The organism is Aeromonas encheleia (genome assembly GCF_900637545.1).
Classification (GTDB): Bacteria; Pseudomonadota; Gammaproteobacteria; order Enterobacterales; family Aeromonadaceae; genus Aeromonas; species Aeromonas encheleia.
Window position 1 is genome coordinate 2,573,049 of record NZ_LR134376.1, and the last position, 22,536, is coordinate 2,595,584.

Consider the following 22,536-nt stretch of genomic DNA (forward strand, 5'->3'; position numbering starts at 1 on the left):
CTATGAAAATTACTAGCATTATCAAGGGTGTTGGCACCCAGTTACGCAGCCTGGGGATGGTGTTCTCCCATGCCTGGCGGCCCCGTGAGACCCTCAGCTATCCGGAGCAGGCGGTCTATGCCGCCCCCCGTTTCCGCGGTCGCATCGTGCTGACCCGGGATCCGGACGGTGACGAGCGCTGCGTGGCGTGCAACCTGTGCGCCGTGGCCTGCCCGGTCGGCTGCATCTCGCTGCAAAAGGCGGAGCGGGACGATGGCCGCTGGTACCCGGAATTCTTCCGCATCAACTTCTCCCGCTGCATCTTCTGCGGCCTGTGCGAAGAGGCCTGCCCCACCACCGCCATCCAGCTCACGCCGGATTTCGAGATGGGTGAGTATCGCCGTCAGGATCTGGTGTATGAGAAGGAAGACTTGCTGATCAGCGGGCCCGGCAAATACCCGGACTACAACTTCTACCGCATGAGCGGGATGGCGATCGACGGCAAGCCCAAAGGGGAAGCCGAGAACGAAGCCAAGCCCATCGATGTCAAGAGCCTGCTGCCCTAGGAGTCAATCATGGAACTGGCATTTTATGCCGCGGCCCTGGTCGCCGTTTACAGTACGCTGCGGGTGATCAGCACCAGCAATCCGATGCATGCGCTACTCAATCTCATCATCTCCCTCATCGCCGTGGCCATGATCTTCTTCTGCCTGGGGGCCTCCTTCGCAGGCGCCCTGCAGGTGATCGTCTACGCCGGCGCCATCATGGTGCTGTTCGTGTTCGTGGTGATGATGCTGAACCTGGGGTCATCCCAGGATCAGGAGCGCAACTGGCTCACCCCCATGACCTGGGGTGGACCCGCCCTGCTCTCCCTCGTCCTGCTCGGCTTTCTGGCCTATGGCATCCTCGGGGTCACCGGTGGCGAGCTCGGCCTGACCGACGTCAGCGCCAAGGAAGTCGGCATCGCCCTGTTCGGCCCCTATGTGCTGGCGGTGGAGCTGGCCTCCATCCTGCTGCTGGCGGGTCTGGTCACCGCCTATCACCTCGGTCGTGAAGACAAGAGCGGGGAAGTGCTCTCCGTCCCCAAACCCACCGCTCGCCCGTCCCAGGAAGGAGGTCAGTCATGAACGGAATCCCAATGGAATACGGCCTCCTGCTGGCCGCCATCCTGTTCTGCATCGGCCTGTGCGGCCTGCTAATTCGCCGTAACTTGCTGTTTATCCTCATGAGTATCGAAATCATGATGAATGCATCCGCGCTGGCGTTCGTGGTGGCTGGCAGCCGCTGGGCCCAGGCCGACGGCCAGATCATGTACATACTGGTGATTTCTCTGGCGGCAGCGGAGGCCAGTATCGGCCTCGCTTTACTACTGCTGCTCTATCGTCGTTACCACACCCTGAACGTGGACACTGTGAGCGAGATGCGCGGATGAGCCTCTTATACCTGACTTTCCTGTTTCCCCTGTTGGGATGGCTGGTGCTGGCCTTCTCCATCGGCCGCTTCGGTGAGCGCAGCTCGGCACTGATCGGCGTCGGCAGCATCGGCCTGTCGGCCCTCACCACCCTCTGGGTCGGTCTCGACTTCATGACCAAGATGCCGGTGGGCGGTGTCTACACCCAGACCCTGTGGCAGTGGATGTCGGTGGGGGAATTCACCCCCACCTTCCGCCTGGCGCTGGATGGTCTGTCGCTGACCATGCTGGGGGTGGTGACCGGGGTGGGTTTCTTCATCCACCTGTTCGCCTCCTGGTACATGCGCGGTGAAGAAGGCTATTCGCGCTTCTTCACCTACACCAACCTGTTCATCGCCAGCATGGTGTTCCTGGTGCTGGCCGACGATCTGCTGTTCGTCTACCTGGGCTGGGAAGGGGTGGGGCTGTGCAGCTACCTGCTGATCGGCTTCTACTACCGCAACCCGGCCAACGGCGCCGCCGCCCTCAAGGCGTTCGTGGTGACCCGGGTCGGTGACGTCTTCCTCGCCATCGGCCTGTTCATCCTCTACCGCGAGCTCGGCACCCTCAACATCCATGAGCTGCTGGTGCGCGCCCCCGTGGTGTTTGCCGAGGGCTCCCCTGCCCTGTCGCTGGCCTGCCTGATGCTCTTGGGCGGCGCGGTCGGCAAGTCCGCCCAGCTGCCGCTGCAGACCTGGCTGGCGGATGCCATGGCGGGTCCGACCCCGGTCTCGGCGCTGATCCACGCGGCCACCATGGTGACCGCCGGCGTCTACCTGATTGCCCGTACCCACGGTCTGTTCCTGCTGGCCCCCGAGATCCTGCATCTGGTGGCGCTGGTGGGTGCCATCACCCTGGTGCTGGCAGGCTTTGCGGCCCTGGTGCAGACCGACATCAAGCGGATTTTGGCTTACTCCACCATGAGCCAGATCGGCTACATGTTCCTGGCCCTCGGGGTCGGTGCCTGGGAGGGGGCCATCTTCCACCTGATGACCCACGCCTTCTTCAAGGCGCTGCTGTTCCTCTCCGCCGGCGCCGTCATAGTCGCGACCCACCACGAGCAGAACATCTTCAAGATGGGGGGCCTGCGCAAGAGCCTGCCGCTGGTCTATGCCTGCTTCCTGGTGGGGGGCTCGGCACTGGCCGCGCTGCCGCTGGTCACCGCCGGCTTCTACAGCAAGGACGCCATCCTGTGGCAGGTGCAGGCCAGTGGCCAGAGCGCCCTGCTGTGGGCCGGTCTGGTGGGGGCCTTCCTGACCTCCCTCTACACTTTCCGTCTGATCTTCATCGCCTTCCACGGCAAGGCCCAGACCGAGGCCCACACCGGTCACGGCCTGGCCCACAAGCTGCCGCTGCTGGTGCTGCTGGTGCTCTCCACCGCCGTCGGCTCCATGATAGTGCCGCCGCTAGCCGGGGTACTGCCGGCCGGCCCGGGTGACAGCATCGAGGAGGGACGCCACAGCCTTGAGATCCTCTCCGGGATCATCGCCGTGGCAGGCATAGCGCTGGCCGCCTTCCTGTTCCTCGGCGAGCGTCGCCTGGCGAAGGGGATCGCCGAGAGCGCTCCTGGTCGTCTGCTCAGCACCCTCTGGTTCAATGCCTGGGGCTTCGACTGGCTATATGACTGGATCTGGGTCAAGCCCTACCTGCTGGTGACCCGACTGCTCGGCAAGGATCCGCTGGATCGGATGATGAACCTGCCCGCCGTGCTGGCCCAGAGTGGCCACCAGCTGCTGGCCTGGACGGTGTCCGGCAAGTTGCGCTGGTACGCAGCCTCCATGGGGATGGGCGCCGCCCTGATCCTGGCCCTGCTGTTGCTCGGCTGACCCCGATGCGGTCCCTGAACTCACGGCAGGCCCGCTGGGCCTGCACTGCAGCTAGCAGCATGACTAGCAAATAGACGAGAGCTGATATCGTGACCTTACTCTGGATCTTGTTAATTCCTTTTATCGGCGGCTTGCTCTGCTGGCAGATGGAGCGGCTCGGTGGGCAATTCGTTCGCTGGGTGGCGCTGCTGTCGATGAGCGCCTGCCTGTTGCTCTCCGGTGCCATCTGGCTCAGCGGTGACTTCTCCCTCGCCAACCCGGGCCTCCCGGTCTGGGCGGCCGAGTGGCAACAGCCCTGGATCCCCCGCTTCGGCATCTCCCTGCACCTGGCGGTGGATGGCCTCTCCCTGCTGATGGTGATGCTCACCAGCTTCATCGGCGTACTGGCCATCCTCTGTTCCTGGAAGGAGATAGTGCAGCGCATCGGCTTCTTCCACCTGAACCTGCTCTGGATCCTGGGCGGCGTGCTCGGCGTCTTCATGGCGGTGGATCTGTTCCTGTTCTTCTTCTTCTGGGAGATGATGCTGGTGCCGATGTACTTCCTGATCGCGCTCTGGGGCCACTCGGTCACCGACGGCAAATCCCGGATCAACGCCGCCACCAAGTTCTTCATCTACACCCAGGCCAGCGGCCTCATCATGCTGGTCGCCATCCTCGGGCTGGTGCTGACCCACCACGCCGCCACCGGTGTCTTCACCTTCAACTACCTCGACCTGCTCAACACCCCGATGAGCATGGGCGTGCAGTGGCTGCTGATGCTGGGCTTCTTCGTCGCCTTCGCAGTCAAGATGCCGCTGGTGCCGCTGCACGGCTGGTTGCCGGACGCCCATAGCCAGGCGCCGACCGCGGGCTCGGTGGATCTGGCGGGCATCTTGCTGAAGACCGCCGCCTACGGCTTGCTGCGCTTCACCCTGCCGCTGTTCCCCGAGGCCTCCGCCGAGTTCGCCCCCTACGCCATGCTCCTTGGCCTGTTCGGCATCGTCTACGGCGCCCTGCTGGCGTTCGCCCAGACCGACATCAAGCGGCTGGTGGCCTACACCAGCATCTCCCACATGGGCTTCGTGATGATCGCCATCTACTCGGGCAGCGAGCTTGCGCTGCAAGGGGCCGTGGTGCAGATGATCGCCCACGGCCTCTCCGCCGCCGGCCTGTTCATCCTGTGCGGCCAGCTCTACGAGCGGCTGCACACCCGGGACCTGCGCCTGATGGGCGGCCTCTGGGGCCGACTGCGCTACCTGCCAGGGGTGATGTTGTTCTTCTCGGCGGCCTCCCTCGGCATGCCGGGCACCGGCAACTTCATCGGCGAGTTCCTGATCCTCATCGGCAGCTTCCAGGTGGCCCCGGTCATCACCGTCATCGCCACCTTCGGTCTGGTACTGGCCTCGGTCTACTCCCTCATCATGCTGCAACGGGCCTGCTTCGGTGCGCCCAAGGATGAGAAGCCGCTCAAGGGGCTGGATGGCCGGGAACTGGCCATGATGCTCACCATCGCCGGCCTGCTGGTGCTGCTCGGCCTCTATCCCCAGCCCGTGCTCGACACCGCCAGCAGCAGCCTGCTGAGCGTGCTGCACTGGTATGCGCTGCCAAGCACAGGAGCGCTGCAATGATGCTTTCTCTTTCGCCTTCTTCGTCCACGTCAGGAGCACTGTCATGACGTTCACCGCTTCTCAACTGCTGGCCCTGCTGCCCCTGCTGCTGACCACCGGGGCCATGGTGGCCCTGATGCTGGCCATCGCCTGGAAACGCTGCGATGACACCGCCTTCGCGGTGACCATCACCGGCCTGAACCTGGCCCTCTTCTCCCTGCCCATAGTGATGGCCCAGGGGGATCAGGGTGTCACCCCGCTGCTGCAAGTGGACAGCTATGCGGTCTTCTACATGGGGCTGGTGCTCATCGGCGCCCTGGCCACCTGTACCTTCGGCCGCTCCTGGCTCAAGGGCTATCCGGACAACCGGGAAGAGTTCTACCTGCTGCTGCTGATCGCCACCGCCGGCGGCCTGGTGCTGGCGGGCTCTCGCCACCTCGCCTCCCTGTTCATCGGGATCGAGATGCTGACCCTGCCCATGTTCGGCCTGGTGGGCTACGCCTACCGCGAGCGTCATTCGCTGGAGGCCAGCATCAAGTACATGGTGCTCTCTGCCGCCGCCACCGCCTTCCTGCTGTTTGGCATGGCGCTGCTCTATGCCCAGGCGGGCAGCCTGAGCTTCAGCGACCTCGGCCTGACCCTGGCCCAGAGCCCGGCTCACCATCCGCTGCTGATGGGCGGCCTGGGTCTGATGCTGGTGGGCTTCGCCTTCAAGCTCTCCCTCGCCCCCTTCCACCTCTGGACCCCGGATGTGTACGAAGGCGCCCCCGCGCCGGTGGCCACCTTCCTCGCCACCGTCAGCAAGATCGCGGTGTTCTGTGTGCTGCTGCGCTTCTACCTGGCGGTGCCGGCCACCTCGGATCCCATGATCCACTGGCTGCTGGCGGCCATGGCGGTCATCTCCATCGTCATCGGTAACCTCTTGGCGCTGATCCAGACCAACATCAAGCGGATGATGGGTTACTCCTCCATCTCCCACTTCGGCTACCTGCTGGCGGTGGTGGTGGCGAGCCGCCTCGGCCAGATGCCGGTGGAAGCGGCCGGGGTCTACCTGCTGATGTACCTGTTCACCAGCCTGGGGGCCTTCGGCGTCATCAGCATGATGTCCAGCCCCTATCGCGGCAAGGATGCGGACTCCCTGCACAGCTACCGCGGCCTGTTCTGGCACAGACCCTACCTGACCGCCGTGATGACGGTGATGATGCTCTCCCTGGCGGGCATCCCCATGACGCTCGGCTTCATCGGCAAGTTCTACCTCATCGGGGTGACGGTCGATGCCCAGCTGTGGTGGCTCTCCGGCGCCATAGTGCTCGGCAGCGCCCTGGGGCTCTATTACTACCTGCGGGTCATGGTCACCCTCTATCTGCGGGAACCCGGCATGCAGCTGCGCGATGCCAAGGCCGACTGGGCCTTCTCCTCCGGCGGACTGGTGGTGCTGCTCTCCGCCATCCTGGTGGTGGCGCTGGGTATCTACCCCCAGCCGGTCATCAGCCTGGTGCAGGGCTTCCAGAACGTGGTGCTGCGCTAGCATCACGCTCAGTCCCAACGAAAAACCGGCCTTTGTGGCCGGTTTTTTTTATCTCGCCAACTTGCCGAGGTACGTATCGCGTCGGCTCGGCTCGCCGGCCAACCCTCCCCCTTCAGCCCGCTCTGCCATCTGCCATCTGCCATCTGCCATCTGCCATCTGCCATCTGCCATCTGCCATCTGCCATCTGCCATCTGCCATCAACTCACAGAACCGGATGACAGACTCTTGAGCCAATAAAAAAACCGGCCACGGGGGCCGGTTTTTGATTTTCTGCGCAGTACGGGGCGGGATTAACCCAGGCGTACCCGCGCGTTGCGGAACATCCGCATCCAGGCACCATCCTCGCCCCAGTTGTCCGGGTGCCAGGAGTTCGCCACCGTGCGGAACACCCGCTCCGGGTGCGGCATCATGATGGTGGCGCGACCGTCAACAGTCGTGACCGCGGTGATACCAACCGGTGCGCCGTTCGGGTTGGCCGGGTACTGCTCGGTCACCTGACCGCGGTTGTCGACGAAGCGCAGCCCCACCAGACCGCTGGCTTGCAGCGCGGCAAGGTGAGCGGCATCGCGCACCTCCACCCGCCCTTCACCGTGGGAGACGGCGATGGGCATCACCGAGCCCGCCATGCCCGCGAAGAAGGCGGAGGGAGAATCCTGCACCTGCACCAGGCTGAAGCGGGCCTCGAAACGTTCGGAGCGGTTGCGCACGAAGCGCGGCCACAAGTCGGCCCCCGGGATCAGGGTGCGCAGGTTGGACATCATCTGGCAGCCGTTGCACACGCCCAAGGAGAGGGTATCGCCGCGCTCGAAGAAGCGCTGGAACTGCTCGCGGGCACCGTCGTTGAACAGGATGGACTTGGCCCAGCCTTCCCCCGCCCCCAGCACGTCGCCGTAGGAGAAACCGCCGCAGGCCACCAGGGTCTGGAACTGCTCCAGCTTGATGCGACCGGACAGGATGTCGCTCATATGCACATCCACCGCGGTGAAGCCGGCACGATCGAAGGCCGCAGCCATCTCCACGTGGGAGTTGACCCCCTGCTCGCGCAGCACCGCCAACCGGGGGGAGACCCCACGGGCGATGTAGGGGGCGGCCACGTCTTCACTCGGGTTGAAACTCAAGCTGGCGTGCAGACCCGGATCCGCGGCGTCCTGACGGGCGGCGTGTTCCTGATCGGCGCACTCCGGGTTGTCGCGCAGGCGCTGCATCTGCCAGCTGGTCTCGCCCCAGGCGGTACGCAGGGCGGTGCGGCTGGCGCGATAGAGCTCATGGCCCTCCCGCTGCAACGAGATGACATCGCCGTCACAGGCGGTGCCCAGCACGTGGGAGCAGGCCGCCAGACCGTGACCGGCCAGCAGGGTCAGCACCGCTTCCTTGTCGTCGCGGCGCACCTGGATGACGGCACCCAGCTCCTCGTTGAACAGCGCCGGCAGCAGCTCGCCACCGATGCGATCGAGCTGGATGTCGAGGCCGCAATGACCGGCGAAGGCCATCTCGGTCAGGGTGACGAACAGGCCGCCATCGGATCTGTCGTGGTAGGCGATGAGCTTGCGATCCGCCACCAGTGCCTGGATGGCGTTGAAGAAGCCCTTGAGCTGGACCGGATTGTCGAGATCCGGTGCGCTGTCACCGAGCTGGCGATAGACCTGGGCCAGGGCCGAGGCACCGAGACGCTGCTTGCCGTTGCCCAGATCGATCAGGATGAGATCCGTCTCGCCGAGATCGGTACGCAGCTGCGGGGTGACGGTGTTGCGCACGTCCTCCACCCGGGCGAAGGCGGTGATGAGCAGGGAGAGCGGCGAGGTGACGCTGCGCTCCTCGTCATCCTGCTGCCAGCGGGTCTTCATGGACATGGAGTCCTTGCCGACCGGGATGGTGATGCCAAGCGCCGGGCAGAGCTCCTCGCCCACCGCCTTGACCGCCTCGTACAGGCCGGCATCTTCCCCCGGGTGACCGGCGGCAGCCATCCAGTTGGCGGAGAGCTTGACCCGCTTCAAGGAACCGATGTGGGCCGGTGCCAGGTTGGTCAGCGCCTCGGCCACCGCCATGCGGGCGGAGGCGGCGTGGGAGAGCAGCGCCACCGGGGTGCGCTCGCCCATGGACATGGCTTCGCCGTGATAGCTGTCGTAGGTGGCGGCGGTGACCGCGCAATCGGCCACCGGGATCTGCCAGGGGCCGACCATCTGATCGCGGTTGACCAGGCCGGTCACGCTGCGATCGCCGATGGTGATGAGGAAGGATTTCTCCGCCACGGTCGGCAGGCGCAGCACCCGCTCGGCCGCCTCGCTCAGGGTGATGCCGTCCAGCTGCAGCGCCTTGCCACGGGCCGGCAGGCTGGCCACGTCGCGGTGCATCTTGGGGGCCTTGCCGAGCAGCACGTCCAGCGGCAGATCGATGGGCTGGTTGTCAAAGTGGCTGTCGGACAGGGTGAGATGCTTCTCTTCGGTGGCGGTGCCGATCACGGCATAGGGGGCGCGTTCGCGCTCGCACAGGGCCTTGAACAGCGGCAGCTTGTCCTGGGCCACGGCCAGCACGTAACGCTCCTGGGATTCGTTGCACCAGATCTCCAGCGGGCTCATGCCCGGCTCGTCGCTGGCGATGGCGCGCAGGTCGAAGCGACCACCGCGCTCGCCGTCGTTGACCAGCTCCGGCATGGCGTTGGAGAGGCCACCGGCCCCCACGTCGTGGATGAAGACGATGGGGTTGTCATCGCCCAGCTGCCAGCAGCGATCGATCACTTCCTGGCAGCGGCGCTCCATCTCGGGGTTGTCCCGCTGCACAGAGGCAAAGTCCAGATCCTCGGCGGACTGGCCGGAGGCCATGGAGGAGGCCGCACCGCCCCCGAGGCCGATGTTCATGGCCGGGCCACCCAGCACGATCAGGGCGGCCCCGACCGGGATCTCCCCCTTCTGCACGTGCTCGGTGCGGATGTTGCCGATGCCGCCCGCCAGCATGATGGGCTTGTGGTAGCCCCGCACCTCGACGCCGTTGTGGCTCGGCACCTTCTCCTCGAAGGTACGGAAGTAACCGAGGATGGCCGGACGACCGAACTCGTTGTTGAAGGCGGCGCCGCCGAGCGGCCCCTCCTGCATGATGTCAAAAGCGCTGACGATGCGGCTCGGTTTGCCGAAATCCTGCTCCCAGGGCTGCTCGAAGCCGGGGATCCGCAGGTTGGAAACGGAGAAGCCCACCAGACCAGCTTTGGGCTTGGCGCCACGGCCTGTCGCACCCTCGTCGCGGATCTCGCCGCCGGAGCCGGTGGCCGCCCCCGGGAAGGGGGAGATGGCGGTCGGGTGGTTGTGAGTCTCCACCTTCATCAGGATATCGACCCGCTCCTGGTGATATTGGTACTCACCGCTGGCGGGGCTCGGGAAGAAGCGGCCACCCTCGCTGCCTTCCATCACGGCGGCGTTGTCTTTATAGGCAGACAGGACATGATCCGGCGTCTGCGCGAAGGTGTTCTTGATCATCTTGAACAGCGACTTGGGCTGCAGCTGTCCGTCTATGGTCCAGTCGGCGTTGAAGATCTTGTGACGGCAGTGCTCGGAGTTCGCCTGGGCAAACATGTAGAGCTCGATGTCGTTGGGGTTGCGACCAAGCCGGGTGAAGTTCTCCACCAGGTAGTCTATTTCGTCATCGGCCAGGGCCAGACCCAGTGCCACGTTGGCCTCCGCCAGCGCGGTGCGGCCACCGGTCAGCACATCCACCTGGGTGAAGGGGCGCGGCTCCTGGTGGGCAAACAGGGCGCTCGCTTGGCTCAGCTCGTCGAACACCGTCTCCATCATGCGATCGTGCAGCAGGGCCGCCAGCTCGCCGCGCTGGGCGGCGGTCAGGGCCTGCTTGGGCTGCAGATAATAAGCAATGCCGCGCTCCAGCCGCTTGACCTGGTTCAGGCCGCAGTTGTGGGCGATGTCGGTTGCTTTGGAAGACCAGGGGGAGATAGTGCCGGGACGGGGGGTAACGAGAAACAGCTGACCGCTGGGGGTGTGTTCTGGGATGGTCGGGCCGTAGCGCAGGAGCTGGCCCAAGGTCGCTCGCTCGGGCGGCGACAAGGGGGATGATAGCTCGGCAAAGTGCACATATTCGGCATAGACGCTCTCTATCTCTACTCCTCTCTGCACGCAGCTTTGCAGCAGCTTGTGGACACGAAACTCAGACAGTGCTGGGGCACCACGCAAGATTTCCATATACCTTTCTCACCAAGTTTTAGAGTGTGGGGGGATTTGAGACGCGCGTATTATAGGGATCAGGCCCACAACGGACAAACGTTTTTCTCACTTAGACCGATGTGACTCGCTCCACACACTCTGGTATAAAGGAGCCTCTTTTTTGACAAATGCCGATTTTTTCAACAAGGGTATTCAACTACTTGCGCTGCATTTTTCGACTGTGTATCGGGATGTTGCTGACGCTGGCCCTGGCCGGCTGCGACTTCTATTCCCCCTCCAGCCAGCTGGAGCAGATCCGTCAACGGGGCGAGATCCGGGTTGGCACCCTCTATGGCCCCACTTCCTATTACCAACGTGACGACATCGCCCAGGGCTTCGATTACGAGCTGGCGCAGAACTATGCCGACTGGCTGGGGGTCAAGCTGACCATCATCCCGGCCTACAGCACCGCCGGGCTGGTCGAGCTGCTGGAGCAGGGCAAGCTGGATCTCGCCGCCGCCGCCATAGTGGTGACGCCGGAGCGGCGCAAGCTGTTTCGCTTCGGCCCCGGCTTCTACCAGGTCTCCCCCAAGCTGGTCTATCGCAATGGCTCCCCCAAGCCGAAGGATCTCGGCGACATCAAGGGCACCATAGTGGTACCCGCCGGCTCCACCGGGGAGGATCTGATGAAGATACTCGCCAAGCAGTACCCCAACCTCGACTGGAGCACCAACCGGGATGCGGATGTGGAGGAGCTGCTCAAGCAGGTCGCCGACGGCAAGCTCGACTACACCGTGGTACAGGACACCGTGCTGGCCCGCGCCCAACGCTACTACCCCGAGCTCACCGAGGGGCTGACCCTCGACAAGAAGCAGGCCGTAGCCTGGGCCATGACCAAGCTGCCCGATGACAGCCTCTATGCCAGCATCATCGACTTCTTCGGCCAGCGCTTCATGGACGGCTCCATCGCCAAGCTGGACGAGAAGTACTTCGGCCATGTGCAGAACTTCGACTTCGTCGACACCCGCACCTTCCTGCAGCGGGCCAAGAGCCGGCTGCCCAAATACCAGGAGCTGTTCCAGACCCACGCCAAGGAGATCGACTGGCGCCTGCTGGCGGCCATCAGCTATCAGGAGTCCCACTGGGATCCGGAGGCGCGCTCCTATACCGGGGTGCGCGGCATGATGATGCTGACCGAGCCCACCGCCAAGGCGATGGGGGTCAGCAACCGGCTGCACCCGGAGGAGAGCATCAAGGGCGGCGCCCGCTACCTGCAGGAGATGATGGAGAAGGTGCCGGACTCGGTGCCGGACGACGAGAAGGTGTGGTTCGCCCTCACCGCCTACAACATCGGCTACGGCCACATGATGGATGCGCGCCGCCTGACCAAGGAGCTCGGCAAGAATCCCGACGCCTGGAGCGATGTGAAGGAGGTACTGCCGCTGTTGCAGCAGGCCCGCTGGCATCGCAAGGTGCGCTACGGCTATGCCCGGGGTGGCGAGGCGCGCAACTACGTCAACAACGTGCGCCAGTACTACCAGAGCCTGCTCTGGCTCGACAACGAGCAGCAGAAGGCCCACCGCCGCGAGGAGCTGGACGAGGATGACAACAGCGAGCCGGCAGCGAGCGATGAGCACCCCACCATCATCGCCGAGGTGGTCAAGCAGATCATCGCCCCTTGACCCGGGTGTGTTATCCGGTTGAGTTCTCTGTTAACATTGTTCCAGGCCTGAGCCTGTCTGACAGGTGCTTATCGCAACATATTCATCACGTTGCGATACTGATAACAGAATGCACCGACGGGCCTCAACATCAGTGCCAGGATGACCAGGGAGGAGAACAAGATGCGAACTCGCAGAAGAGCCACGTTGACCAGGAAGACCAAGTGTTCCTGGAGCCCAAGACGCAAGCTCAAACTCAATGACATGAAACGCAAGATATGGCGCCGAAACCGCTCCTACACCTTGCTGATCGCAGAGCACACAGAATAAAAAACCCGGCAAATGCCGGGTTTTTTAATGCCTCACGCCGGCTCGATCGGACTCGCCGCAAGGAGCACCGCCCGCTTAGAGACCAGGCTGTTGCAGTGATTGCAGAAGTAATCCACCGCCCCGCAGGCCCTCAGCCGCTCCAGCGCCTGCTGGCAGCTCGGGCAGCGGGCCAGGATCCGGTAGCGGGTCTGGCATTGGCCACAGGCGGTCTCGCCGCTGCGGCTGTCCAGCTCGGCGCTGCAGGCCGGGCACGTCAGGATGCTCATCGATGACTCCTCATGAAGTGAATGAGCGCCGGGTGGGCCCAGGGCTCATCAACCTCCCGGTTCAAGGTAAAAAAACGGCTGCCGCGAGGGCAGCCGTCTCGGCTTATTTCTTGCTCTTGGTCCGCGCCTTGAGCAGGCGGTCCCGTTGCCGCTCCTGGCTCATGGTCAGGGTATTCTTCCTGCCCTCGAAGGGGTTGGCAGACTCCTGGAACTCGACCCGGATCGGGGTGCCCATGATCTTCAACGACTTGCGGAAGTAGTTCATGAGGTAGCGCTTGTAGGAATCCGGCAGATCGTTGAGCTGGTTGCCGTGGATGACGATGCGCGGCGGGTTGTAGCCACCGGCGTGGGCATACTTCAGCTTGACCCGGCGACCATTCACCATGGGCGGCTGGTGATCTTCCTGCGCCATCTGCATGATGCGGGTCAGCATGGCGGTACTGGTGCGGCGGGTGGCGGATTGGTACGCCTCCTGGATGGACTCGAACAGGTGACCGACACCGCTGCCGTGCAGGGCGGAGATGAAGTGCACCCGGGCGAAGTCGATGAAACCGAGACGACGGTCCAGCTCGTTCTTGACGTCCTCCTTCACCTTCTGATCCAGACCATCCCACTTGTTCACCACCAGTACCACGGAGCGGCCGGAGTGGAGCACGAAGCCGAGGATGCTGAGATCCTGATCGGTGATGGTCTCGCGCGCGTCTATCACCAGCAGGCAGACGTTCGCATCCTCAATCGCCTTGAGGGTCTTGATGACGGAGAACTTCTCCACCGTCTCGTGCACCTTGCCACGACGACGCACCCCAGCGGTGTCGATGATCACGTACTTCTGATCGTCACGCTCCATCGGGATATAGACGGAGTCGCGGGTGGTGCCCGGCATGTCATAGACGATGACGCGGTCTTCACCCAGCATGCGGTTGGTCAGGGTCGACTTGCCGACGTTGGGACGACCGACGATGGCGAACTTGATGGGCAGGTCGGCGAACGGGGTCTCCTTGGTGTCTTCCCTGGTGTCCAACTCACCGGCGGCAACCATGCGCAGCAGGGCTTCTTCGTCGAAGTCCTCTTCCAGTTCCTCTTGCGCATCCTCCTCGCTGCCAGCGGCGGCCTCGACCAGCTCTTCCAGGTGGGGGGCCAGCGCCAGTTCCAACAGGCTCAGCACGCCACGACCGTGGGCGGCGGCGATCTGGTAGACCTCCCCCAGCGCCAGAGCGTAGAACTCGGACACGGCGGAATCACCGTCGATGCCGTCGGTCTTGTTGGCGACCAGGAACACCTTCTTGTGGGTCTTGCGCAGGTGCTCGGCGATGGCTTGATCCGCCGCCGTCAAACCCGCCCGCGCATCCACCATAAACAGCACCACATCGGCTTCTTCGATGGCCAGCAGGGACTGCTCGGCCATCTTCAGCTCGATCCCCTCCTCGGTGCCATCGATACCGCCGGTATCGACCACGATAAATTCCAGCTCGCCCAACTTCGCCTGGCCGTATTTACGGTCCCGGGTCAGGCCGGGAAAATCGGCGACCAGGGCATCCCGGGTACGGGTCAGGCGGTTAAACAGGGTGGATTTCCCCACGTTGGGGCGGCCCACCAGGGCTACTACAGGAGTCATAAAAGCCTCATTCTCAAGACGACAAAGGCTCCGGGTCCGAAGACCAGGAGCCGGATATTCAGATTGAAGGGTGATCAGGGACGCTGCAAGGCGTACAACTTGCCACCACGGCTCTGCACATACAGGGTGTCACCGTCCACCAGGGGGGCGGCATAGAGACCACTGCTGTCGAGCTGCTGCATCGCCTTGATGGTACCGTCGGTACGATCCAGCCAATACAGGTAACCTTCCACATCGCCGACCACCACGTAGTCACCGAAGATGACGGGGGCGGTGACGCTGCGATTTTCCAGCTGGGTGTTGGACCACAGCTCAAGTCCGTTGCGACGATCGACCGCGAACAGGTGGCTGCGACTGTCGGTCAGCACTATGGCGTTGCCGGTCACCGCCAGGTCACGATAGCCGGAATACTTGCGCTTCCACACCTCGTCACCGGTCATCAGCTTGCGCGCCATCAACTGACCATTGTAGGCGATGGCATAGAGCTCATCACCGGCGATGAGCGGGGTCGCATCCACGTCCACCATGCGATCCAGTTCGGTCGCACCGCGGGGATCCGCCACCTTGGACTGGCGCACCGGCTGGCCATTGCTGAGCAGGGCGATGCCGACCTTGCCATCGGCACGGCCATAGAGCACGGCGCCGTTGGTGATGACGGGGGCACTGGCACTGCGCAGGGTCAGCGGGGGCTGCTCCTCGGACAGGGTCCACTGCTGCTTGCCTTCGTCGGTGTCCAGGGCAATCAGGCGACCGGAGGTGGTCAACACCACCACCCGACCATCCTCGACCGCCGGGCTCGCCACCACTTCACCCGGCACTGTGGTCTGCCACAGCACTTCCCCGTCCGCCTCGTTCAGGGCGTAGACCACCCCGTTCTCGGAGCCGAGGAACAGCTTGCCGTAGCGAGAGACCAGACCGCCGGAGAGACGGGCGCTGCGCTTGTCGACATTGGCCGGCAGTTCCGCCAGATCCACGCTCCACAGCACCTGACCGCTCTTGCGATCGAAGGCGGTGACATCGCCATCCCGGGCGGCGGCATAGATATGATCTTCTTCCACCGCAGGTTTCAACTGGGAGTAGAAGTCACCTATGCCATCGCCGACGGAGGAGGACCACTGGGTATCGGCGGTGAACGCCGACTCCACCACCGGCAGCGCGGCCATCGGGGTCAGATCTTCTTCCGAGCTGAACAGGGAGCAGCCCTGCAAGGCCAGGGAGACCGCAACCCCCAGCATCATTCGTTTGTACAGATTACGCATCCGGTGCCCCACCCGCAGTCACGGCTGGCAGCGCCAGATCGTCCATCTTCAGCTTGAGCTCGGCGCTCGCCTGCAGGCCGCCGGCATCGGCCGCCGCCTGGTAGGCTTCGCGCGCCTCTTCCGGCTTGCCCTGCTTGAGCAGCACATCGCCACGGGCCTCGGCAACCTGGGCCTTGAAGGCGTCGTTGTTGATCTTGGCGAGCTGGGCCAGGGCCTCGTCGGCCTTGCCCTGATCGTTCAGGACCCGGGCCAGACGCAGGGCGGCGATGGGCTTGAGGCTCTCGTCCCCGCCTGTCGCGACCAGGGTCAACTGCTCGACCGCCAGATCCAGCTTGTTGGCCTTGACGGCAGCCGCCGCCAGTTGCAGGGCCGCCAGCTCGGCGTAAGCATCGCCCTTGTGCGCCGTGATGAAGCTCTTCGCCTGCTCAAGGGCGGCATCGTCGCCCTTGGCCAGCTGGGCGGTCATCTCGTTGTAAGCCTGGGAGGCGGCCTCCTGGCTGGTCAGCTGATGCTCGTTGTAATAGCGCCAGCCAAAGAGGCCGACCAGGCCGATCACAGTCCCTGCAAGTACCGAGGTCCCGTTCTCTTTCCACCAGCTCTTGATGACTTCGACCTGTTGTTCTTCGGTGGTATAAACTTCCACAGCTTATTCTCCTTTAGCTGCCAGCAGGGCGATGGCGGCATCGACCGTGACGGTCTGTTGCTCGGCCTGGCCACGCAGATACTTGATGGTGATCTCCCCGCTTTGCACCTCGGTCTCGCCGAGGATCAGGGCAATGGCCGCGCCGCTCTTGTCGGCACGCTTGAGTTGTTTCTTGAAGTTGCCGCCACCGCAGTGGCTCATCAGCCGCAGATCCGGCAGCGCATCACGCAGCCGCTCGGCCAGCTGGAAGCCGGCTTGCTCTGTGCCCTCGCCCACCATGGCGAGATAGACATCCACCGCCGGGCGGATGTCGGCGTTGAGCTCGAGGGTCTCCAGCATCAGCACCAGTCGCTCCATGCCCATGGCAAAACCGACCGCCGGGGTCGCTTGACCACCGAGCTGCTCCACCAGACCGTCATAGCGGCCACCGGCCAGGACTGTGCCCTGGGCACCCAAGCTGGTAGTGACCCACTCGAATACGGTGAGGTTGTAATAATCGAGACCGCGCACCAGCCGCTCATTCACCTCATAGCGAATGCCGGCCGACTCGAGCAGGCGCTTGAGCCCCTCGAAGTGGGCCAGGCTCGCCTCGCCAAGGTGATCGAACAGGCGGGGGGCGTCCGCCAGTATGGCCTGCACCTTCTCATCCTTGGAGTCGAGCACCCGCAGCGGGTTGCTGTACATGCGGCGCTGGCTCTCTTCGTCCAGCTGATCCTTGTACTGCTCCAGATAAGCCACCAGCGCATCGCGGTAAGCGGCACGCTCCTCAGTCTGGCCCAGGGTGTTGAGCTGCAGGGTGACGTGATCGCTGATGCCGAACAGCCGCCACAGGCGATGAGTCAGCATGATGAGCTCGGCGTCGATGTCCGGCCCGTTGATGCCAAACAGCTCGACCCCGAACTGATGGAACTGGCGATAACGGCCCTTCTGGGGACGCTCGTGACGGAACATGGGGCCCATGTACCACATCCGGCGTTCCTGGTTATACAGCAGGCCGTGCTCGATGCCGGCACGGACGCAGCTGGCGGTCCCTTCCGGACGCAGGCTCAGGCTGTCGCCGTTGCGATCCTCGAAGCTGTACATCTCTTTTTCGACCACATCGGTCACTTCACCGATGGCGCGTTTGAACAGATGAGTCTGCTCGACGATGGGCATGCGCACTTCGCTGTAGCCATAACTGGCCACGACCTGGCGCAGGATCTGTTCCACTTTCTGCCATACCGGGCTCTGCTCCGGCAGGCAATCATTCATACCGCGAATCGCTTGGATCTGTTTTGCCACGTTGATACTCGAGAAAAAGACGTGAAATTTGGCCGCATTATAGGGATTTTCGACCCCGAGGTAAAATCAGGGTGCCCAGATGCGGGATTTAAAATCAACTACCTAAAGCCGGGGCCACCCCAGGTGGCCCCGCTCTGGTTGAACCTTTACCGGTTCAACCCTTGTCTATCTGGATCTGGTTGGCCGGATCCAGCATGGCCGCCCGGGCACGGATGCGCCGCTCCAGGGTCGGAATAAGATCCTTGTTGTCGAGCCGGTCGACTCGCTGCCCCCCTTCGTAGAAGGCACTCTTGTTGGCGGCGCCCGCCAGCCCCAGATCCGAGACCAGCGCCTCGCCCGGGCCGTTGACCACACAGCCGATAATAGAGACATCCATCGGGGTGATGATGTCTTCCAGCCGCTCTTCCAGGGCGTTCACCGTGCTTATCACGTCGAACTCCTGACGCGAGCAGGAGGGGCAGGCGATGAAGTTGATGCCACGGGAGCGGATGCGCAGGGACTTGAGGATGTCAAAGCCCACCTTCACCTCTTCCACCGGATCGGCGGCCAGCGAGATGCGGATGGTGTCACCGATGCCATCGACCAGCAGCATGCCGAGCCCGATGGCTGACTTCACCGCGCCGGCGCGGAAACCGCCCGCCTCGGTGATGCCGAGGTGCAGCGGCTGCTCGATCTGCTTGGCCAGCAGGCGGTAGGCACCCACGGCCAGGAAGACGTCGGACGCCTTGACGCTCACCTTGAAGTTGTCGAAGTTGAGGCGATCCAGGTAATCCACGTGGCGCATGGCCGACTCGAGCAAGGCCTCGGGGGTCGGCTCGCCGTATTTCTCCTGAATATCGCGCTCCAGGGAGCCACCGTTGACCCCGATGCGGATCGGGATGTTGTAGTGGCGCGCACAATCGACCACGGCGCGCACCCGCTCCTCATTGCCGATGTTGCCCGGGTTGATGCGCAGGCAGTCGGCGCCGTATTCGGCCACTTTCAGGGCGATGCGGTAGTCGAAGTGGATGTCGGCGACGATGGGAATGCGGGTCTGCTGCTTGATGAGCTTGAAGGCTTCAGCCGCCTCCATGGTGGGCACCGAGACCCGGACTATGTCCGCCCCCACCCGCTCGATCCGCTGGATCTGCTCGACGGTGGCGGCCACGTCCGTGGTCTTGGTGTTGGTCATGGTCTGCACAGTGATGGGGGCATCGCCCCCAACCGGCACGTTGCCGACCATGATCTGCTTGGATTTGCGACGAATGATGGGGGATTCGTGAGCGGACATGGCGGACAGATTACTCCTGCGGCAGTGAGAAGCGAGCAGTCCGGCCGTTGTTGTAACGGCTCATGTCGAAGGACTTGCCCTGATATTCGAGATTGACCGCCATGGGCGCGCCAACGATGAATTTGAGTGGCTCGGGTCCTTCCAGCACGAGTACGTCATTTGCCTTCTTCAGACCGCTGAACAGGGTCTTGCCGTTGGCATCCTTGACATCCAGCCAGCAGTCGGCGGTGAAGCTCATCTTGAGCTGGGGTACCTTGCCCGGCTCGGTGCTGGCTTCATCGGCCGGAGCCACGGTCGCCACCGCGGCAGACGCCTCGGTTGTCACCGCGGCGCTGACCTCGACAACGGTCGGCTCGAGGGCAACGGCATCGCTCACCACGGGGTCGACGGCAATGGCCACCGCCTCGGAGGCGACGGGCAGCACGGGATCGGCCACATCTATGGCGGTCACCGAGTTGGCACTCGGCATGTTGCCGGTCGTCCCCATCTCGGTCGCCGCCAGGGCGTCATCACCGGCGGAGCGACGAGCCGTGCTCTGCCACCACCAGGCGATGGAGAGCGCGATCAGCACCAGGATCACCAACCAGGTCACCACCTTGAGCCGACTGTCGTTGGCTTGCTGGCGGGAGCGGCGGGAGAAGCTCTGCATGTCGATGTTATCGGGTGGCGTCAGCCCCAGCTTGTCGTAAGCCGCCAGTATGGTTTCCTCGGGGATGCCGACCAGCTTGGCATAGGCACGCAGATAGCCGCGGATAAAGGTATGAGAAGTGTGCTTGTCATAGCTATCCGCTTCGATCTCGGAAATCAGGGTCAGACGAAGGTGAATGCGGGACGCAACTTGCTCTCGTGTCCAGCCGAGCTGCTCACGGGCGTTGCGCAGCAGTTGGCCTGGGCCTACTGCCTGGGAGTCGTCTTGAAAATCGTGTGGCTGTTCAGTAGTCATTGGCTAAGTAACGCTTGGCTTGTTGCGAAGTGGGATATTGCTTTACCAGCTCAGTCCCGAATTGGTGAAGTAATGCCGGCTTGTCCATGGCTTGCGCCAGCCGTAGCCTCAACCAGAGGCTGTCCTCGTTTTCGTCTGCCACCTCGGCAAAACGAACGAGGTAAGACTGCACGTCAGGCAGCTTGCCATCTTTCATGGAAAGCTCGGCCATGTCCAGCAATAACCTTGGATTGCGAGGATTATACCCCAAGGCCAGACGATAGTATTCGCCAGCCTTATCATTTCTATTATTTTGCAGGGCGCAGAGCGCCGCATTCTCGTAGGTATCGGCGATCTTGACATAATCCGGCTGGCTGACCGCCTGCATGAAGGCCTTCTCGGCTTCGTCGAAACGCCCCCGGTTACAGAGGAAGGCACCGTAGTTGTTCATCGCGTCAGCATTGGTCGGATCTATGTCGAGGGCCTTGCGATAGTTGGTCTCGGCCGCCTTGAAGTCTTCGACCTGCTGGTAGAAGTAGGCGAAGCCGATATAGACCTGAGGGTTGCTGGGGTCGTACTGCAGGGCGCGATCAAGATTGAACTTGGCCTGTTCGGCATTGCCCTGGCGCAGATATTGAATGCCCAGATCGAGACGAGTCTGGGCAGCCGCCTTGAAGTCGGGTCCCACTTCACGCTGGGTCGAATTCTGGCCAGCGTAAGTGGTCTCGGTGACACAGCCTGGCAGCGCGCAGAGCGCCGCCACTACGATCAATGTACGGATATCCATTTCCTGTCTATACAATGGCTTAGCGGTTCAAACCATTTTGACGGAAATCCCATCCCGTTGCATCCGATTTTTCATGGTGCGTTTGGTGCGGTCGATCACCTCCCCCACCAGCTGGCCACAGGCCGCATCGATGTCTTCTCCTCGGGTCTTGCGCACTATGACGGTGAAGCCATATTCCATCAGCACCTTGGAGAAACGGTCGATGCGACTGTTGCTCGGCTTGCCGAAGGGGTTGCCCGGGAAGGGGTTGAACGGGATCAGGTTGATCTTGCAGGGGGTGTCTTTGAGTACCTTGGCCAACTCGTGGGCCTGCTGCATGTCGTCATTGATATGATCGAGCAGCACATACTCCACGGTCACCCGGCCACCGTTGGCATTGGACTTGGCCAGATAGCGGCGCACCCCGGCGAGGAAGTTCTCGATGTTGTACTTGTCGTTGATCGGCATGATCTCGGAGCGCAGCTCGTCGTTCGGCGCGTGCAGGGAGATGGCCAGTGCCACGTCAATCTGGTCACCCAGCATGTCAAGGGCAGGCACCACCCCTGAGGTCGAGAGGGTGACGCGACGCTTGGAGATGCTGAAACCGAAGTCATCCATCATCAGCTTCATGGCCGGTACCACGTTGGCCAGGTTGAGCAGCGGCTCACCCATGCCCATCATCACCACGTTGGTGATGGGACGCTTGCCACCGACGACCTTGGCGGCGCGCCACACCTGACCGATGATCTCGGACACCTTCAGGTTACGGTTGAAGCCTTGTTGGGCGGTGGAGCAGAAGGTGCACGCCAGCGCGCAGCCGACCTGGGAGGAGACGCACAGGGTGGCCCTGTCCCCTTCCGGGATATAGACGGTCTCGACTTCCTGATCGCCGACCTGCAACGCCCACTTGATGGTGCCGTCGGAGGAGCGCTGTTCGCGGCTGATCTCAGGTGCACGGATCTCGGCGATGGTCTTGAGACGCTCACGCAGCGCCTTGTTGACGTTGTTCATCTGATCGAAATCATCACAACCAAAGTGATAGATCCACTTCATTATCTGATCTGCCCGGAATGGCTTCTCGCCCAGCTCGACGAAGAAGGCACGCATGGCATCCCGATCGAGATCCAGCAGGTTGGTTTTTGTTTCGCTCATCAATGGCCTCAGCTCACACACTTCATAAATTATTGGCTGACTTACGTCAGGGGGCGGCATTGTACAAATAATGGGTCTGGCTTTCCACCTGGAGAATAAGAGGAGTTGGCCCAAAAGACCAAAAAACAAAAGGGAGCCGAGGCTCCCTTGGTCATCACCGGGTGAAATCAGCCGCGCGGGCAGATCTCGTCGTCGGAGAAGAAGTAGGCGATTTCACGGGCGGCAGAGGCCGGGGCATCGGAGCCGTGCACGGCGTTGCGATCGATGCTCTCGGCGTAGCAGGCACGCAGGGTACCGGCCAGGGCCTCTTTCGGGTTGGTGGCACCCATGATCTCGCGATGGCGACGGATGGCCTCTTCCCCTTCCAGCACCTGCACCATGACGGGACCGGAGGTCATGAAACCGACCAGCGCATCATAGAAAGGCTTGCCCTGGTGCTCGGCGTAGAAACCGGCGGCCTGCTCGCTGCTCAGGTGCAGCATCTTGGCGGCGATAACCTTCAGGCCAGCGCTCTCGAAACGGTTGTAGATGGCACCGATCAAGTTCTTGCTGACAGCATCCGGCTTGACGATAGAAAAGGTACGTTCGATAGCCATTGAGATCTTTCCTTAACTACAGAGTTTTATTGTAAGAATCCATGTTCGGCGGCGATTATACGTAAACAAAAACCGAAATAACACACAAAAAAGCAACTTTTTATTAAACAAACACATCGCTAAAACAACATCACCACTCATCTTGTCCCAGTGCGTCGGGAAAAAATGTGCGCTTGTGCACGATCACCGTGTTAACCCGCTAAAACTGTATCTATTGCTCAAGAAAACAGCACCATCGAAAAGGGCACCCTGGGGTGCCC

At 62.7% G+C, this 22,536-nt stretch carries 18 protein-coding genes; 7 read left to right on the forward strand and 11 right to left on the reverse strand.

Features of this window, described 5'->3' with window-relative positions; translation table 11 throughout:
- The first annotated feature begins 2 nt into the window (after positions 1-2).
- The 6 genes from nuoI (at position 3) to nuoN (ending at position 6,369) form a co-directional block, all read left to right on the forward strand.
- Positions 3-545 carry an NADH-quinone oxidoreductase subunit NuoI gene (gene nuoI, locus EL255_RS11895; RefSeq protein ID WP_042652379.1) on the forward strand — a complete coding sequence of 181 codons (543 nt, stop codon included), beginning with the start codon at positions 3-5 and terminating at the stop codon, positions 543-545.
- Positions 546-554: 9 nt separating this feature from the next.
- Entirely contained in the window at positions 555-1,106 is a 552-nt protein-coding gene (gene nuoJ, locus EL255_RS11900) for an NADH-quinone oxidoreductase subunit J (protein ID WP_042652380.1), read from the forward strand.
- On the forward strand, positions 1,103-1,411 hold the full coding sequence (gene nuoK, locus EL255_RS11905) for an NADH-quinone oxidoreductase subunit NuoK (protein ID WP_042652381.1): 309 nt from the start codon (positions 1,103-1,105) through the stop codon (positions 1,409-1,411). The genes nuoJ and nuoK overlap by 4 nt, the downstream gene beginning before the upstream one ends.
- On the forward strand, positions 1,408-3,255 hold the full coding sequence (gene nuoL / locus EL255_RS11910) for an NADH-quinone oxidoreductase subunit L (protein ID WP_042652382.1): 1,848 nt from the start codon (positions 1,408-1,410) through the stop codon (positions 3,253-3,255). The genes nuoK and nuoL overlap by 4 nt, the downstream gene beginning before the upstream one ends.
- An 89-nt stretch (positions 3,256-3,344) precedes the next feature.
- Complete coding sequence (gene nuoM / locus EL255_RS11915) at positions 3,345-4,862, forward strand: NADH-quinone oxidoreductase subunit M (RefSeq protein ID WP_042652383.1); 1,518 nt, start codon at positions 3,345-3,347, stop codon at positions 4,860-4,862.
- 43 nt (positions 4,863-4,905) lie between these two features.
- Complete coding sequence (gene nuoN / locus EL255_RS11920) at positions 4,906-6,369, forward strand: NADH-quinone oxidoreductase subunit NuoN (RefSeq protein WP_042652384.1); 1,464 nt, start codon at positions 4,906-4,908, stop codon at positions 6,367-6,369.
- A 291-nt stretch (positions 6,370-6,660) separates the two neighbouring features.
- On the opposite strand, the gene purL is transcribed toward nuoN, so the two are convergent.
- Positions 6,661-10,554, reverse strand: a complete 3,894-nt coding sequence (purL, locus tag EL255_RS11925) for a phosphoribosylformylglycinamidine synthase (protein ID WP_042652385.1) — start codon at positions 10,552-10,554, stop codon at positions 6,661-6,663.
- A 149-nt stretch (positions 10,555-10,703) separates the two neighbouring features.
- On the opposite strand from purL, the gene mltF reads away from it, so the two are divergent.
- Positions 10,704-12,197 carry a membrane-bound lytic murein transglycosylase MltF gene (mltF, locus tag EL255_RS11930; RefSeq protein ID WP_042652386.1) on the forward strand — a complete coding sequence of 498 codons (1,494 nt, stop codon included), beginning with the start codon at positions 10,704-10,706 and terminating at the stop codon, positions 12,195-12,197.
- Between the two features lie 341 nt (positions 12,198-12,538).
- Here mltF and EL255_RS11935 read toward each other — a convergent pair whose 3' ends face one another.
- From EL255_RS11935 to ndk, 10 genes are all read right to left on the reverse strand, one after another.
- Positions 12,539-12,772 carry a zinc ribbon domain-containing protein gene (locus EL255_RS11935; RefSeq protein ID WP_042652387.1) on the reverse strand — a complete coding sequence of 78 codons (234 nt, stop codon included), beginning with the start codon at positions 12,770-12,772 and terminating at the stop codon, positions 12,539-12,541.
- A gap of 103 nt (positions 12,773-12,875) precedes the next feature.
- A complete protein-coding gene (der, locus tag EL255_RS11940; RefSeq protein WP_042652388.1) occupies positions 12,876-14,387 on the reverse strand; it encodes a ribosome biogenesis GTPase Der in 1,512 nt (503 codons plus the stop codon).
- Positions 14,388-14,461: 74 nt separating this feature from the next.
- Positions 14,462-15,646 (reverse strand): outer membrane protein assembly factor BamB, encoded by a 1,185-nt coding sequence (gene bamB / locus EL255_RS11945; protein ID WP_042652389.1) that lies wholly within the window; start codon positions 15,644-15,646, stop codon positions 14,462-14,464.
- Positions 15,639-16,289: a YfgM family protein gene (locus EL255_RS11950; RefSeq protein WP_042652390.1), complete on the reverse strand. Its 651-nt coding sequence runs from the start codon at positions 16,287-16,289 to the stop codon at positions 15,639-15,641. The genes bamB and EL255_RS11950 overlap by 8 nt, the downstream gene beginning before the upstream one ends.
- A 3-nt stretch (positions 16,290-16,292) precedes the next feature.
- The gene (gene hisS, locus EL255_RS11955) at positions 16,293-17,570 is read right to left on the reverse strand and encodes a histidine--tRNA ligase (RefSeq protein WP_042652391.1); all 1,278 of its coding nucleotides are present in this window, start codon (positions 17,568-17,570) and stop codon (positions 16,293-16,295) included.
- Positions 17,571-17,724: 154 nt separating this feature from the next.
- Entirely contained in the window at positions 17,725-18,840 is a 1,116-nt protein-coding gene (gene ispG / locus EL255_RS11960; protein ID WP_042652392.1) for a flavodoxin-dependent (E)-4-hydroxy-3-methylbut-2-enyl-diphosphate synthase, read from the reverse strand.
- Positions 18,841-18,850: 10 nt separating this feature from the next.
- A complete protein-coding gene (gene rodZ, locus EL255_RS11965) occupies positions 18,851-19,783 on the reverse strand; it encodes a cytoskeleton protein RodZ (protein WP_042652393.1) in 933 nt (310 codons plus the stop codon).
- Entirely contained in the window at positions 19,773-20,564 is a 792-nt protein-coding gene (gene tapF / locus EL255_RS11970; protein WP_126623341.1) for a PilW family type IVa pilus biogenesis/stability lipoprotein TapF, read from the reverse strand. Before tapF ends, rodZ begins: the two co-directional genes overlap by 11 nt.
- Before the next feature lie 12 nt (positions 20,565-20,576).
- Positions 20,577-21,680, reverse strand: coding sequence for a dual-specificity RNA methyltransferase RlmN (locus tag EL255_RS11975; protein WP_042652395.1), 1,104 nt, complete (start codon positions 21,678-21,680; stop codon positions 20,577-20,579).
- A 167-nt stretch (positions 21,681-21,847) separates the two neighbouring features.
- Entirely contained in the window at positions 21,848-22,276 is a 429-nt protein-coding gene (gene ndk / locus EL255_RS11980) for a nucleoside-diphosphate kinase (RefSeq protein WP_042652396.1), read from the reverse strand.
- Between the last annotated feature and the right edge of the window lie 260 nt (positions 22,277-22,536).

Excerpts from the sequence above, each read along its gene's own strand:
- rodZ (WP_042652393.1), bottom strand. The coding sequence starts at position 19,783 with ATGACTACTGAACAGCCACACGATTTTCAAGACGACTCCCAGGCAGTA.
- purL (WP_042652385.1), bottom strand. The coding sequence starts at position 10,554 with ATGGAAATCTTGCGTGGTGCCCCAGCACTGTCTGAGTTTCGTGTCCAC.
- nuoJ (WP_042652380.1), top strand. The coding sequence starts at position 555 with ATGGAACTGGCATTTTATGCCGCGGCCCTGGTCGCCGTTTACAGTACG.
- nuoK (WP_042652381.1), top strand. The coding sequence starts at position 1,103 with ATGAACGGAATCCCAATGGAATACGGCCTCCTGCTGGCCGCCATCCTG.
- EL255_RS11975 (WP_042652395.1), bottom strand. The coding sequence starts at position 21,680 with ATGAGCGAAACAAAAACCAACCTGCTGGATCTCGATCGGGATGCCATG.
- mltF (WP_042652386.1), top strand. The coding sequence starts at position 10,704 with ATGCCGATTTTTTCAACAAGGGTATTCAACTACTTGCGCTGCATTTTT.
- nuoL (WP_042652382.1), top strand. The coding sequence starts at position 1,408 with ATGAGCCTCTTATACCTGACTTTCCTGTTTCCCCTGTTGGGATGGCTG.
- bamB (WP_042652389.1), bottom strand. The coding sequence starts at position 15,646 with ATGCGTAATCTGTACAAACGAATGATGCTGGGGGTTGCGGTCTCCCTG.
- ndk (WP_042652396.1), bottom strand. The coding sequence starts at position 22,276 with ATGGCTATCGAACGTACCTTTTCTATCGTCAAGCCGGATGCTGTCAGC.
- ispG (WP_042652392.1), bottom strand. The coding sequence starts at position 18,840 with ATGTCCGCTCACGAATCCCCCATCATTCGTCGCAAATCCAAGCAGATC.
- nuoN (WP_042652384.1), top strand. The coding sequence starts at position 4,906 with ATGACGTTCACCGCTTCTCAACTGCTGGCCCTGCTGCCCCTGCTGCTG.
- EL255_RS11935 (WP_042652387.1), bottom strand. The coding sequence starts at position 12,772 with ATGAGCATCCTGACGTGCCCGGCCTGCAGCGCCGAGCTGGACAGCCGC.
- der (WP_042652388.1), bottom strand. The coding sequence starts at position 14,387 with ATGACTCCTGTAGTAGCCCTGGTGGGCCGCCCCAACGTGGGGAAATCC.
- nuoI (WP_042652379.1), top strand. The coding sequence starts at position 3 with ATGAAAATTACTAGCATTATCAAGGGTGTTGGCACCCAGTTACGCAGC.